We start from the raw sequence: 12,767 nt of genomic DNA, 5'->3' as shown, positions 1-12,767 counted from the left end.
TCCCCTCGTTGCCGATGCCGGGCCGCTCGCGCGAATTGGGTCGCCCCCGGGCGGGCGGTGGTGTTGGCTGTCGGGCGTGGATCTCTTCAGCCGCTCCTGGTCGGCCCTGCTCGCCGCGGTCGCCGACCTCTCCGACGAGGACTTCGCCCGGCCGTCCGGCTGTGCCGGCTGGCTCGTCCGGGACCTGGTGTGCCACCTGGTCGTCGACGCCCAGGACGTCCTGATCACCCTGGCCACCCCGACCACCGAGGAACCGACCCGGGACGCGGTGACCTACTGGCAGGTCGTCGAGCCCCCGACCGGGGACGACCCGCTCGACGCGCTGATCGTCCGCCTGGCCGCCGCCTACGAGCAGCCGGGGCTGCTCAAGTTCCACCTCGACGACGTCGGTTCCGCCGCCGGCCGCGCGGCGGCGCTGGCCGATCCCACGGGCCGGGTGGGCACGCAGGGCCAGGTACTCACGGCGGGCGACTACCTCTCGGCGTACGTCCTGGAATGGTCCCTGCACCATCTGGACCTGGTCGCGCACCTCCCGGAGGCGGCAGCGCCGCCCGCCGAGGGACTCGGGCACGCGCGGGAGCTGTTCGAAGGGGTCGTCGGCGCGGCGTTCCCCGCGTCGTTCACCGACCGGGACGCACTGCTGGTCGGCACCGGCCGCCGGCCGCCTACCCCGGCGGAGGAGGCCGCGCTGGGAGCGCCGGCGGCGCGGCTCCCGTTCCCCGTCGGCTGACCCGCTGCATCGGGCACGTCGGCCCCGGTGGACTTGGTGGACCCGGTGGACTCGGCCGGTCGGCATCCCGTCGGCGCGCGCGACCGCCGGTCCGGCGACCCCCGCGGATCGGCGGGCCGCCCAGTGGTCCGGTGGGTCGTCCGGCAGGCCGGGGGGCGCTCAGTGGTCCGGTGAGTCGCCCGGCAGGCCGGTGGGTCGTCCGATCGGACGACGCGGTCTTCGTCCGATCGGCAGCCGCGCGGGAGCCGGTGCGTCGACCTCTGCCGGGGCACCGCGGGTCCAAGCTGGAGGCACACGTCCCCGACACCGTGGAGCTGTCCGACCATGACCGCCGAGCCAACCACCCCCGCCGACCTCGCCCTGTCGGACGCCGTTCGCCGCGGCGACGCCGATGCCGCCCGGGCCGCGCTGCGGGCCGGCGCCGACCGGGAGCTGCGCGACGAACAGGGCCGCACGCCTCTGCTCCTGGCGGCCCTGGCCGACCGGGTCGCGGTCGCCGAGGTCCTGGTCGCGGCCGGCGCGGACGTCAACGCGCAGGACGCGCGGGACGACAGCGCGTGGCTGGTCACCGGGGTCACGGGCAGCGTCGCGATGATGCGGGCGCTGCTGCCCGGCGGCCCGGACGTCACGCTCACCAACCGCTTCGGCGGTGTCTCGGTCATCCCGGCGAGCGAACGCGGCCACGTGGCCTACGTACGCGCCGTGCTCGCGGAGACGGACATCGACGTGGACCACGTCAACCGGCTCGGCTGGACGGCGCTCCTCGAAGCGGTCGTCCTCGGCGACGGCGACCGCGCGCACCAGGACGTCGTGGCGGCCCTGCTCTCCGCGGGCGCCGACCCCGCGCTGCCGGACGGCGACGGTGTCACGGCCCGTGCCCACGCCGAACGCAGGGGCTTCGAGGCCGTCGCGGAGCTGCTGCGGCGGGCCGAGTCACCGGACGGCGAGGGCCCTCGCGCGGAGGGTGGCCGACGGTGAACCGGCGTTCCCTCACGGGCCGCCTCGCCGTGCTGGCCGCCGTCACCGCGACGCTGGGCGGATGCGCCTCGGACGGCGGCGACGACCGGGCCGCGCCCCCGGTGTCCGACCCTCCGGCCACCGCGGCCCCGCACGCACCCGAGTCCGGCGGCGCCCCGGCGCGCGCTCCGGACGGCACCCTGCTGGTCACGGACTTCGGCGCCGACACCGTCACCTTCGTCGACCCCGCCGGACGGGGCGCGGCGGCCGGCCTCGGCTCGGTACGGGTCGGGACGGCGCCGTACGGGATCGCGCTGGGCGAGGACGGCACGGCGTGGGTGGCGACCGCGGAGGGCGTGGCCGCCGTGGACACCCGCACCCGCGAGCGCACTGCCCTCATCCCCTACCGGACGGACACCGGCCCGGTGACGACCGGCGAGTACCGGGGCGGCGGCATGGGCATCGCCCTGTCCCCCGACGGCAGCCGCGTCTACGTCGGGGTCAACGTCCCCGGCGGCACGGGCACCCTGGAGGTCGTCGACACGAAGCGGCGGGAGGTGACGCGGGTGGTCCCGGTCGGCCGCCGCCCGTTCGACGTCGACGTCTCGCGCGACGGCCGGCAGGTCTACGCGACCAACCACGACTCCTTCGACGTGACGGTCGTCGACACCGGCGAGTGGACGGCGCGCCGCATCGAGGTCGCCCCGTACGGCACCGAGGGCGGCCTCGGCTCCTGGCTCAAGCCGCACTACACCGCCGTACGCCCCTCCGACGGGGCCCTGCTGCTGCCCTTCGAGGGCGAGCGCCTGGCGGTGGTCGATCCCGGCACCGGTCGGGTCCGGATCGAGGACATGACGGCCAACACCCACCAGCACGGCGTGGCGGCGGGCGCCGACGGCACGCTGTACGTGGTGGGCACCGGCCCGATCGACCCGTCCGAGGACGACGGCCCGTCCCTGACCGTCCGCACGCCCGACGGCGACGAGCGGGTCGTCCCGCTCGAGGGCCCGCACGAGACCGTCACCCTCTCGGCCGACGGCCGCACCGCCTACGTCTCGGGCGGCTTCACCCGCGACGGCTACTGGAACGGCCTGAGCGTCGTCGACATCGGCACCGGCCGGGTGACCCGGCTCCCGGTGGGCGAGCGGCCGCTGGCCGTCGCGGTCCTCGGCGGCGAGGAGGGGACCGGCGGCGCCTGAGCCCCCGGGGCCGGACCGGGGCCGAACGGCCCACGCCGGGGACCGGGCGGCCCCTGGTGTCCCGGTCCGGCCGGCGGGAGGCTCGGAGAGGTCCGACAGCCGCAGGGGCTCGGGGTGGCGGATCAACTCGCCCAGGAAGCCGTGGCCCTCACGATGCTGTGCAGGACGTGCTCGAGATCCGGTTCCCGGCCCACCGTGAGCACCGCACCGCGCCCCCGCATGACAGTGCCTGCCCTCGCGTAGACTCCGCGGCATGGGTCGATGGGAGCCGAACGCGCGCGGCCGCCTGGAGCAGGCGGCGCTGGAGCTGTACGTGGAGCGCGGCTACGAACAGACCCCGGTGGCCGAGATCACCAAGCGTGCGGGCCTGACGGAGCGCACGTTCTTCCGGCACTTCGCCGACAAGCGGGAGGTCCTCTTCGCCGGCTCGAGCATGCTGGAGGAGCTGTGCGCGGACGCCGTCGCGGCGGCGCCCGCGACGGCGGCGCCGATGACGGCGGTGGCCGCCGCCCTCGACGCCGCGGCGGGCGTCTTCGAGGAGCGCGGGGACCTGGTCGGCCTGCGGCAGAGCGTCATCGACGCCAACGCGGAGCTGCGGGAGAGAGAGCTGATCAAGCTCGCGTCCCTCTCCGGCGCACTCGCCGACGCGCTGCGCGAGCGCGGCGTGGACGAACTGGGCGCGTGGCTGACCGCCGAGGCGGCGATCGCCGTTCTGAAGGTCGGTTTCCGGCGCTGGATCGACGGGGACCGGGAGCGGCCGCTGCGGCCACTGCTCGCCGAGTGCTTCGACGTGCTCCGTACGGCGTCCGCGCAGGGAGCGGTGGGCGCCGGTTAGCCGCGCGGCCGGGCCCCGGCCGTCGGGCAACCGGTGTACAGAAAGGGGCCGTTGCGACGTAGGTTGTGGTCAAGCACCCACGCCTCGGCTGAAAGACGGACCGCACTCATGAGCGACCCCTCGACGACACCCGGCAACGCGACGCAGCAGAAGATCGACACGTCCGTGCCGCACTCGGCCCGGATCTGGAACTACTGGCTGGGCGGGAAGGACAACTACCCGGTCGACGAGCAGGCCGGCGACGCCTACACCGCCGTCTTCCCCGGCATCGTCACCATCGCGCGCAGCAGCCGCGCCTTCCTGCGCCGCAACATCACCCACCTGGTCACCGAGGCGGGCATCCGGCAGTTCCTCGACATCGGTACCGGGCTGCCGACCGCCGACAACACCCACGAGGTCGCCCAGCGCATCGCGCCCGAGACGCGGATCGTCTACGTGGACAACGACCCGATGGTCCTCGCCCACGCCCGCGCGCTGCTCTACTCCACCCCCGAGGGCGCGACCGCGTACATCGACGCCGACGTGCTCGACCCCGACGCCGTCCTGGCGGCCGCCGCCGAGACGCTGGACTTCGACCGGCCGATCGCCCTGATCCTCAGCAACATCCTGGGCCACATCCCCGACTACGACCGGGCGCGCTCCGTCGTCTCCCGGCTGGTCGGCGCCCTGCCGTCCGGCAGCTACCTCTCCGTCAACGACGGTTCGCGAGGCGTCGACCCCGAGTTCGAGCGCGCCCAGGACGCCTACAACGAGAGCGGTGCCGCGCCGTACGTCCTGCGCACCGTCGACCGGATCACGGCGTTCTTCGACGGGCTGGAACTGGTGGATCCCGGCGTGGTCCCGGTGACCCTGTGGCGTCCCGAGGCGGGCGCCGAGGCCCCGAAGCCCATCGGCGAACACGGCGGACTCGCCCGCAAGCCGTGACGTGAGCCGCGCCCGACCGGAAGGAGACCGCACCATGTCCGCATGGCCGTTGCCCGAGTCGTTCCCCAGTGGTTCGGGGACCGTCCGCTGGAACCGGCTGGGCGACCCCGGCGGGCGTCCGCTGGTCCTGCTGCACGGTACGCCGTTCTCCTCGTACGTCTGGCGCGCGGTGGCCCGCTCCCTGGCCCGCGACCACCAGGTGTTCGTCTGGGACATGCCGGGCTACGGGAGGTCGGAGAAGGCCGCCGGACAGGACGTGTCGCTGGCCGCGCAGGGCCGGGTCTTCGCCGGGCTGCTGGACCACTGGGGGCTCGAGGATCCCCTCGTGGCCGCCCACGACTTCGGCGGCGCCGTGGCCCTGCGGGCGCATCTGCTGCACGGTGCCCGGTACGGGGCGCTCGCCCTGGTCGACCCTGTCGCGCTGGCGCCGTGGGGGTCGCCGTTCTTCCGGCTGGTCCGCGAGAACGCCGAGGTCTTCGCGCGGCTGCCCGAGTCGCTGCACCGGGCGCTGGTGCGTGAGTACGTCGGTTCCACCGGCGGCCCGGGCCTGCATCCGGCGGTCCTGGACCGACTGGTCGAGCCGTGGCTGGGCGAAACGGGGCAGCCGGCCTTCTACCGGCAGATCGCCCAGGCGGACCAGCGGTACACGGACGAGGTGCAGGACCGGTACGCCGGGATCGACGTGCCGACGCTGATCTGCTGGGGCGAGGACGACGCCTGGATCCCCGTGGCCAAGGGACGCGAACTGGCCGGTCTGGTCCCCGGTGCCCGATGGGAGCCGATCGCCCATGCGGGTCATCTGGTCCAGGAGGACGCGCCCGCCGAGTTGACGGCGGCCCTGCTCGACTTCTTCCGCCGCGTTCCCTGACGTCCGCGCGCGTCCGGCGGGCGGCGGTACGCCACAGGGCGGGCCCCCGGGAAACAAGCGTTCCCGGGGGCCCGCCCCGCTGACGATCTCCCGGTCAGGCGGGGGTGATGTTCTCCGCCTGCGGGCCCTTCTGGCCCTGGGTGATGTCGAAGGTCACGGCCTGGCCTTCCTGCAGCTCGCGGTAGCCCTGAGCGTTGATGTTGGAGTAGTGCGCGAAGACGTCGGGGCCGCCGCCGTCCTGCGCGATGAAGCCGAAGCCCTTTTCAGAGTTGAACCACTTGACAGTTCCGCTGGCCATGCCTTTTTGCCTTTCAGCCGTTATCGGATTCGCACCGCGCGAACCCGGAGGTGGTCGTCCTGGTCCTCCGGCATTGCACAGCAAACCGCCCGCACTCCGGCGCGGGCGGTCTGGGCGAACCACGACATCTGATGCTGACGCTACACGGCATGTCCGAGCCTCACCAGTGAGTAAGGGGTGTGAGCGGGAACCTTGTTGCAGACCGGGGCCCCCGGCCACCGCCGCGCGGGCCCTCGCTGCGCCATCCGGGCGACACGGCGAGGCGGCCGCACAACCCGGTTCCGGAAGTGGTCTAGCTATGAAGAGACCACCCACGGAGTCGGAGATCGATATGACCGTCAGGAAAGCGCTGGCCCTGGTGATCGGCGCCGTCGTGTGCACCGGCGTGCTGGCCACCGGCTGCGCCCGGGAGCACACGGGCGCCTCCTCGCAGGACGCGCACGCGCCCGGGAGTTCCGCCTCCCCGGCCCCGCGCCCCGCGCCCCCGCGCTCGTTCCCCCGGCCGCTGCCGGGGATCGGGCCGGTCATGCGGGAGCGTCTCCCGGCCGGCACCCGGCAGGCCCTGGTGGTCACCGGTGAGACCGAGAGTTCGTCGCAGTCCCGGGTGGTGCTCTACGAGCGGTACCCGGCCGAGGGCTGGCGCGCCGTCGCAGGTCCGTGGCCCGCCCACAACGGCCTGCGCGGCTGGACCGACGACCACGAGGCGGGCGATCTGCACACGCCCATCGGTGTCTTCGGCCTCAGCGACGCGGGGGGCCGGCTGCCCGACCCGGGCACCCTGCTCCCCTACGACGAGGATCCGCAGTTCTCCGTGTCGGGCACCGGGTATCTGGGCGAGCCCCTAGAGGGGTCCTTCGACTACGTGGTCGCCATCGACTACAACCGGGTGCCCGGCACCACCCCGCTGGACAAGACCCGCCCCATGGGCGAGGACAAGGGCGGCGGGGTCTGGATCCACGTGGACCACGACGGGCCGACCAACGCCTGCGTGTCCCTGAGCGAGGAGCACATGCGGGCGCTGCTGACCGTCCTGGACCCGGACAGGGAACCGGTCGTCGTCATGGGCCCGGAAGAGGTCCTGTCGCGGTAGGGCGTCCCGGCCGGTGTCGCGGCCGGTGCTCCGTGCTCAGCCGACGGGCGGCATGTCGGTGGGCGCGGAGTCGAGGCCGGCCCTGCGCTCCCGCCACGCGCCCCGGGTGAAGTCGGGGATCTCGACCGGGCGGCCGCCCCTGGCCAGGGACGTGACGCTGAGGGGGACGGGCGAGCACCAGGCGGCCGAGTCGTAGACGTCGATGTCCGGGACCAGGCCCGCGCGCATCAGCTGGACCGTGCGCCACTGGAGCACGTAGTCCATGCCGCCGTGGCCGCCGTTGTTCGCGGCGTCGTCCCCGACCTTCTGCCACAGCCAGTGGTCGTACTCCTTGCGGTAGCCCTCGAAGTCGCGCCAGGTGTGGCCGCTGTGGTCCGGTTCGACGTAGACACGGGCGCCGGTCGGGGCTGGTCCCGCGTAGTCCTCGACGATGCCTCGGCTGCCGGCGAGGGTGTTGATCCGGCTGTAGGGCCGGGGCGAACTCACGTCGTGCTCCGCCCGGATCGTCCTGCCCTTCGCCGTTTCGATCATGCAGGTGACCAGGTCACCGTTGATGTAGGTCTCCTTCCAGGACGGGTGGTCCCGGGGGACGAAGCGGGCCCGGTAGTCGGCCAGCCCCTTCGGGGCCGTCGTGGTGGCGCGCAGGGTGGTCATGCGGTCGCCGCGGTTGACGTCCATGGCGGCCGCGATGGGGGCCAGGCCGTGCATGGGGTAGAAGGAGGCGGTGCTGCGGGTGTGCCACAGGCGTCGCCAGGAGTCGGTGTAGTACGTGTCGGAGAAGAGGAGTTCGCGCAGGTCGTGCAGGTAACCGCCGTGGCCGTTGGTGATGTCCCCGAACAGGCCGTCGTGGGCCGCCTTCAGCATGGCCAGCTCGTTGCGGCCGTAGCTGCAGTTCTCGGACAGGAGCAGGTGCCTGCGGGTGCGTTCGGAGGTGTCGACGAGGTCCCACAGCTGCCGCAGTTCCGTCGCGACGGGGAGTTCCACGACGGCGTGCCTGCCGCTGAGCAGCGCGGCCCGGCCGTGCTCGTAGTGGAACTCCCAGGGCGTGGCGATGTACACGAGGTCGATGTCGTCGCGGCGCAGCATCCGGGCGTAGGAGTCGGCGGAGCCGCCGTACTCGGCGGGGCGCGGCTTGCCCTTGCTCTCCAGGCGGTCGGCGGCGCGCTTGGCCCGGTCGGCGCGGATGTCGCAGACGGCGGTCACGGTGCAGCCCGGCACGGCCGCCCAACCGGTGATCATGCTTGCGCCGCGGTTGCCGAGTCCGATGACGCCGACGCGCACCGTTCTGTGGGCGGCGAAGGGCACGCCGATCATCGACTTCTGGCCGGGCCTGCGGCGGGGCGCCTGCTCGGCCGCCGACGCGGCGGGGGCGACGGCTCCGATCCCGGCCGCCAGGGCTCCGGTGGCGGCGGCCGAGCCCAGGAGCAGTCGGCGTGAGACAGCGGGCGTTTCGGACATGACGGCAACACTCCTCGTGGCGTTCGCATCACGGTCGGGGCGCGGTCGGGCGTTGTCGGGCAACGTCGAGCTGTCGAGCTGTCGAACACTTTCGGGGCATGACTCTGCGGGCTCTGCCGTGACATGTCAATACGTGCTCGATGCACGGCTGTTCCGAGCACTTCCGAGCACAACCGGGCACTGCCCAGCCCTTCGGCGCGTCCGGTCGCCGAGAGCGGCGCCGCTACATCCCGTCCTGCACCACCCCGCGCGTGGAGAGCGTGACGGGGCCCTTGGTGGTGAAGTCCCCCGGCGGGATGCCCGGGGGGTGACCCTCGCCTGGTGGTGGCGCCTGGTCGCGCGGGCCCAGGGTGAGCCGGGAGACGATCCGGTACCGGTCGCCCCGGTAGAGGGAGTGCACGTACTCGACGGGCACGCCCCGGGTGTCGGTGGTCAGGCGCTCGAAGAGCAGCGCCGGGGAGAGTTCGGGCACGTCGAGCAGGTCGGCCTCCGCGCGGGTGACCACGGTCGGCTCGATGGACTGCACGGCCTCGCTGACCCGGACGCCGTGCCGGTCGCCCAGGTGCTGGTACAGGTCGCCCTGCTCCAGTTCCTCACTGGTCAGGTCCGAGACGAGACCGGCGGGGACGTGCAGGTACTCGATGGCCATGGGTGAGCCGTCGACCAGGCGCAGGCGGGCCACGTAGTGGATCTGCGCCGCCGGTGACATGCGCAGTTTGCGGCCCACCCGGGCACCCGCGGGCAGGGTGCGGACCTCCAGGAGCCTGCTGGTCCAGGCACCGGAGGCCTGCGGGAGGCTGAAGGCCTGCCGGCCGGAGACCAGTTCCTGGGTGATCTTCTCGGCGGCGACGAACATCCCCCGGCCGTGCTCGCGCACCAGCAGCCCGGCGACCACCAGTTCGTCGACCGCGGCGCGCAAGGTGGGCCGGGAGACGCCGAGTTCGGCGCACAGGGTGCGCTCCGAGGGGATCGCGTCGCCCGGGCGCCGGTCCTCGATGAGTTCCAGGATGGCGTCGCGGACGCGCTCCCGCTTGAGCACCGCACCGGAGGCGGCGGCGTCGATCTCCATGCAGTACTCCCGTAACTGGTCCACTGGTCAGCCGAGCTTACCTGTCCACATAGGGCATGAACCAGCCACTCCCCGGTCTCCTCGGCCGAAAACCCGTACATACGCGAGGGGTTGACGCCCTCATTGGTCCATGCCACCTTCGAGCAACGCCAACTGGTAAGCCTTGCATCCCTTACTGGTCAAGTGTGGCTGCGTCGACCCTTCCAGCTCTCCCAGAGGTGAACCGTGAAGTACCGTTCGCTCGCCCTGCTCTCCGCGCTGGTGCTCGGCGCCGGGCTCACCGCGTGTTCCTCGTCCGGCGACTCGGCCTCGGACGGCGCCGGCGGCAGCACCGGGCTCGACGTGTGGCTCATGCGCGACAGCGTCTCCGCCGAGTTCCAGAAGGAGTTCGAGACGGGCTTCGAGAAGGCCCACCCGGGCATCGACCTGAAGATCCAGATTCAGGAGTGGGAGGGCATCGGCGAGAAGGTGACCGCCGCCCTGGCCAGCAACGACGCCCCGGACGTCATCGAGGTCGGCAACACCCAGGTCGCCCAGTACGCGCAGAGCGGCGGCCTCACCGACTTCTCGGACCGGGTGGAGGAGCTGGGCGGCGACACCTGGCTGGAAGGGCTCGCGGAGCCCGGATCGTACGACGGCAAGCAGTACGGCATCCCGTACTACGCGGCCAACCGGGTCGTCATCCACCGCACCGACCTGTTCGAACAGGCCGGTGTCGACGCCTCGCGGATCAGGACCCGGGACCAGTGGATGGCCGCCACCCGCAAACTGGACAAGGGCGGCAACCAGGGGATCTACCTGCCCGGCCAGAACTGGTATGTCCTGTCCGGCTTCGTCTGGGACGAGGGCGGCGACCTGGCCGTGAAGTCGGGCGGCGAGTGGAAGGGCGGCCTCGACAGCCCGGCCGCGCTGCGCGCCATGGACTTCTACCGACGTCTCCAGGCCCTCGGCCAGGGCCCCAAGGACTCGGACGAGGCCCAGCCGCCGCAGGCGGAGGTGATGGCGAAGGGCCAGGTGGCCCAGATCATCGCCGTGCCGGGCGGGGCCAAGGTCATCGAGGAGAAGAACCCCGAACTCAAGGGCAAGCTCGGCTTCTTCCCGATCCCCGGCAAGACCGCCGACCGTCCGGGCGCCGTCTTCACCGGCGGTTCGGACCTGGTCGTCCCGGCCGTCGCCGCCCACCAGGAGGAGGCTTTCACCTTCATCCGCGAACTGACCGGCGACGCCTGGCAGAAGAAGCTCGCCGTCGCCATGAGCTACGTGCCGAACAAGACGACCCTGGCCGGCGCCGTCGCCGACGACCCGGGCACCGCCGCCATGGCGGCCGGCGCGGCGCACGGCCGTGCCACGCCCAACACGCCCCAGTGGGCGGCGGTCGAGGCCAAGAACCCGATCAAGGAGTACATGACGGCCGTACTCACCGGCAAGGACGCCGCGTCCGCGGCGGCCGAGGCCTCCAGGACCATCACCGAGACGCTGGGCAGCGACTCCTGACCCCCGCCGTCCACGACACCAGGAGGCGACGTGTCGACCGTCCGCGAGCGGAGCGTGCCGGGCAGCCGCCTGCCGTACCTACTGATCGCTCCCGCGGTGCTGGGCATGCTGTACCTGCTGCTCTACCCCCTGGCCCGCGCCGTACTGATCTCCTTGCAGGACTTCCGGCTGCGCCAGCTCATCCTGGGCGACGCCGACTTCGTCGGGCTGCGCAACTACCGCACCCTGCTGGGCGATCCGGTGTTCTGGGAGGTGGTGCGCCGCACCTTCGTGTTCATGGCGGTCTGTGTGGTGGCCGTCATGGTGCTGTCCACCCTGGTGGCCCTGATGACCGAGCGGCTGGGCCGGGCGGCCAGGACCGTCGTCCTCAGCTCCCTGGTGCTGGTCTGGGCGGTGCCGGTGGTCGCGGCCACCACCGTCTTCCAGTGGCTGTTCCACTCCGAGTTCGGCATCGTCAACGAGACCCTCACCGGCCTCGGATTCGCGTCGTACGAGGGCTATCCCTGGTTCGCGCACGGCGGGGCGGCGTTCGGCATCGTGGTGGTGCTGATCGTCTGGCAGTCCGTGCCGTTCGCCGCGATCACGCTGTACTCGGCGCTGGTCACCGTGCCGGCCGAGCTGTACGAGTCGGCGCGCATGGACGGCGCGGGGGCCGCACGCGTCTTCCGCTCCGTCACCTTCCCGCTGATCCGGCCGATCTTCATGCTGGTGCTGTCCCTCGAAGTGATCTGGACGTTCAAGGCGTTCGTGCAGATCTGGGTGATGACCCGCGGCGGGCCCGGCGAGGCCACCACCATCCTGCCGGTGTACGCCGTGCAGACCGCGCTGGCGGGCCAGCGCTACGACCTGGGCTCCGCCGCGTCGATACTCACGGTCCTGCTGATGAGCGGCGTCCTGGTCCTCTACTTCCGCCAACTGTTCCGTCAGGAGGGCGAGCAGCTGTGAGCCACCCGCGTTCCCCGCTGCACCGCGTGCTGCGCCGCCTCCCGCTCAACGCCGCCGCCGTGCTCACCGTGGTGATCTGCCTGTTCCCCGTGTACTGGATGGTCACGACGGCCTTCAAGCCGTCCACGGACATCCAGTCCTACGATCCCCGGCTGATCCCCCGCGCCTGGACGCTGGACCACTTCCACGAGGCGGTGAGCGCCGACGGCTTCGGCCTCTTCTGGCGCAACAGCATCCTGGTGACCCTCAGCGCCGTCCTGCTCGCCCTGCTGGTCGCCCTGGGCGCCGCCTACGCCGTGGCCCGCATGCGCTGGCGCGGGCGCCGGCAGTTCATGCTGGCGGTGTTCGTCGCGCAGATGGCGCCCTGGGAGTCACTGATCATCCCGATCTACATCATCTCCCGCGACACCGGGATGCTCGACCGGCTGCCGACGCTGACGCTGGTCTACTTCATGATCACGCTGCCGTTCACGGTGGTCGTGCTGCGCGGTTTCATCGCGGGCATCCCGCCGGAGCTGGAGGAGGCCGCGCAGGTCGACGGCTGTACCCGGGCCGGTGCCTTCCGCAGGGTGGCGTTCCCGCTGCTCGCCCCCGGGCTCATGGCCACCTCGCTGTTCGGCTTCATCACCGCCTGGAACGAGTTCACCTACGCCAACTTCCTCATCATCAAGCAGCAGGACAGCCGCACGCTTCCGGTGTGGCTCTCCTCGTTCCAGTCGACCTTCGGCACCGACTGGGGGGCCACCATGGCGGCCGCCACGCTCTTCGCCCTCCCCGCGCTGATCATCTTCCTCGCCCTGCAACGGCACGTGACGGCCGGGCTCGCCTCGGGAGGCGTCAAGGGCTGACCGCGTCCGCCGTCCTTCGCCCCCTCTCCTCCGCCGCCGTGCACCGACGACC

13 protein-coding genes are annotated in these 12,767 nt (G+C 72.4%); 10 read left to right on the top strand and 3 right to left on the bottom strand.

All coding sequences use genetic code 11. The features are described 5' to 3' along the window. Nucleotides 1-76: 76 nt before the first annotated feature. The 6 genes from Sco07f_RS19265 to Sco07f_RS19240 all read left to right on the top strand — a co-directional run bounded on the left by Sco07f_RS19265 (nucleotide 77) and on the right by Sco07f_RS19240 (nucleotide 5,513). Nucleotides 77-730: a maleylpyruvate isomerase N-terminal domain-containing protein gene (locus Sco07f_RS19265; RefSeq protein WP_108988562.1), complete on the top strand. Its 654-nt coding sequence runs from the start codon at nucleotides 77-79 to the stop codon at nucleotides 728-730. A 324-nt stretch (nucleotides 731-1,054) separates the two neighbouring features. Further along, nucleotides 1,055-1,708, top strand: coding sequence for an ankyrin repeat domain-containing protein (locus Sco07f_RS19260; protein WP_108988561.1), 654 nt, complete (start codon nucleotides 1,055-1,057; stop codon nucleotides 1,706-1,708). Then, the gene (locus tag Sco07f_RS19255) at nucleotides 1,705-2,886 is read left to right on the top strand and encodes a YncE family protein (RefSeq protein ID WP_108988560.1); all 1,182 of its coding nucleotides are present in this window, start codon (nucleotides 1,705-1,707) and stop codon (nucleotides 2,884-2,886) included. Before Sco07f_RS19260 ends, Sco07f_RS19255 begins: the two co-directional genes overlap by 4 nt. A 253-nt stretch (nucleotides 2,887-3,139) precedes the next feature. After that, a complete protein-coding gene (locus tag Sco07f_RS19250; protein ID WP_054101073.1) occupies nucleotides 3,140-3,721 on the top strand; it encodes a TetR/AcrR family transcriptional regulator in 582 nt (193 codons plus the stop codon). 108 nt (nucleotides 3,722-3,829) lie between these two features. After that, a complete protein-coding gene (locus Sco07f_RS19245; RefSeq protein WP_007389624.1) occupies nucleotides 3,830-4,645 on the top strand; it encodes an SAM-dependent methyltransferase in 816 nt (271 codons plus the stop codon). A gap of 34 nt (nucleotides 4,646-4,679) precedes the next feature. Further along, complete coding sequence (locus Sco07f_RS19240) at nucleotides 4,680-5,513, top strand: alpha/beta fold hydrolase (RefSeq protein ID WP_007389623.1); 834 nt, start codon at nucleotides 4,680-4,682, stop codon at nucleotides 5,511-5,513. Nucleotides 5,514-5,607: 94 nt separating this feature from the next. On the opposite strand, the gene Sco07f_RS19235 is transcribed toward Sco07f_RS19240, so the two are convergent. After that, nucleotides 5,608-5,811 (bottom strand): cold-shock protein, encoded by a 204-nt coding sequence (locus Sco07f_RS19235; protein WP_003978336.1) that lies wholly within the window; start codon nucleotides 5,809-5,811, stop codon nucleotides 5,608-5,610. Nucleotides 5,812-6,142: 331 nt separating this feature from the next. Here Sco07f_RS19235 and Sco07f_RS19230 point away from each other — a divergent pair, with 331 nt between their 5' ends. Next, nucleotides 6,143-6,901 carry a hypothetical protein gene (locus tag Sco07f_RS19230; protein ID WP_108988559.1) on the top strand — a complete coding sequence of 253 codons (759 nt, stop codon included), beginning with the start codon at nucleotides 6,143-6,145 and terminating at the stop codon, nucleotides 6,899-6,901. Nucleotides 6,902-6,937: 36 nt separating this feature from the next. On the opposite strand, the gene Sco07f_RS19225 is transcribed toward Sco07f_RS19230, so the two are convergent. Together Sco07f_RS19225 and Sco07f_RS19220 are read right to left on the bottom strand one after the other, a co-directional pair. Next, entirely contained in the window at nucleotides 6,938-8,359 is a 1,422-nt protein-coding gene (locus Sco07f_RS19225) for a Gfo/Idh/MocA family protein (protein ID WP_007389628.1), read from the bottom strand. 223 nt (nucleotides 8,360-8,582) lie between these two features. Beyond that, nucleotides 8,583-9,428, bottom strand: coding sequence for a GntR family transcriptional regulator (locus Sco07f_RS19220; RefSeq protein ID WP_108988558.1), 846 nt, complete (start codon nucleotides 9,426-9,428; stop codon nucleotides 8,583-8,585). A 225-nt stretch (nucleotides 9,429-9,653) separates the two neighbouring features. Between Sco07f_RS19220 and Sco07f_RS19215 the strand changes: the two genes are divergently transcribed. From Sco07f_RS19215 to Sco07f_RS19205, 3 genes are read left to right on the top strand one after another with little or no spacing between them, the layout of a single operon-like run. After that, nucleotides 9,654-10,922, top strand: coding sequence for an extracellular solute-binding protein (locus Sco07f_RS19215; protein ID WP_108988557.1), 1,269 nt, complete (start codon nucleotides 9,654-9,656; stop codon nucleotides 10,920-10,922). Between the two features lie 30 nt (nucleotides 10,923-10,952). Next, complete coding sequence (locus Sco07f_RS19210) at nucleotides 10,953-11,867, top strand: carbohydrate ABC transporter permease (RefSeq protein WP_087788309.1); 915 nt, start codon at nucleotides 10,953-10,955, stop codon at nucleotides 11,865-11,867. Continuing rightward, complete coding sequence (locus Sco07f_RS19205; protein ID WP_108988556.1) at nucleotides 11,864-12,715, top strand: carbohydrate ABC transporter permease; 852 nt, start codon at nucleotides 11,864-11,866, stop codon at nucleotides 12,713-12,715. The genes Sco07f_RS19210 and Sco07f_RS19205 overlap by 4 nt, the downstream gene beginning before the upstream one ends. Nucleotides 12,716-12,767: the final 52 nt, after the last annotated feature.

The organism is Streptomyces coelicoflavus, from assembly GCF_003112555.1.
Classification (GTDB): Bacteria; Actinomycetota; Actinomycetes; order Streptomycetales; family Streptomycetaceae; genus Streptomyces; species Streptomyces coelicoflavus.
The sequence above is the reverse complement of the archived record's forward strand: the minus strand, read 5'-3'. Positions and strand labels throughout refer to the sequence as shown.

Bases quoted from the DNA above. Each gene is read 5' to 3' on its own strand.
- Sco07f_RS19260 (WP_108988561.1), top strand. From the start codon at position 1,055: ATGACCGCCGAGCCAACCACCCCCGCCGACCTCGCCCTGTCGGACGCC.
- Sco07f_RS19240 (WP_007389623.1), top strand. From the start codon at position 4,680: ATGTCCGCATGGCCGTTGCCCGAGTCGTTCCCCAGTGGTTCGGGGACC.
- Sco07f_RS19250 (WP_054101073.1), top strand. From the start codon at position 3,140: ATGGGTCGATGGGAGCCGAACGCGCGCGGCCGCCTGGAGCAGGCGGCG.
- Sco07f_RS19230 (WP_108988559.1), top strand. From the start codon at position 6,143: ATGACCGTCAGGAAAGCGCTGGCCCTGGTGATCGGCGCCGTCGTGTGC.
- Sco07f_RS19245 (WP_007389624.1), top strand. From the start codon at position 3,830: ATGAGCGACCCCTCGACGACACCCGGCAACGCGACGCAGCAGAAGATC.
- Sco07f_RS19225 (WP_007389628.1), bottom strand. From the start codon at position 8,359: ATGTCCGAAACGCCCGCTGTCTCACGCCGACTGCTCCTGGGCTCGGCC.
- Sco07f_RS19235 (WP_003978336.1), bottom strand. From the start codon at position 5,811: ATGGCCAGCGGAACTGTCAAGTGGTTCAACTCTGAAAAGGGCTTCGGC.
- Sco07f_RS19220 (WP_108988558.1), bottom strand. From the start codon at position 9,428: ATGGAGATCGACGCCGCCGCCTCCGGTGCGGTGCTCAAGCGGGAGCGC.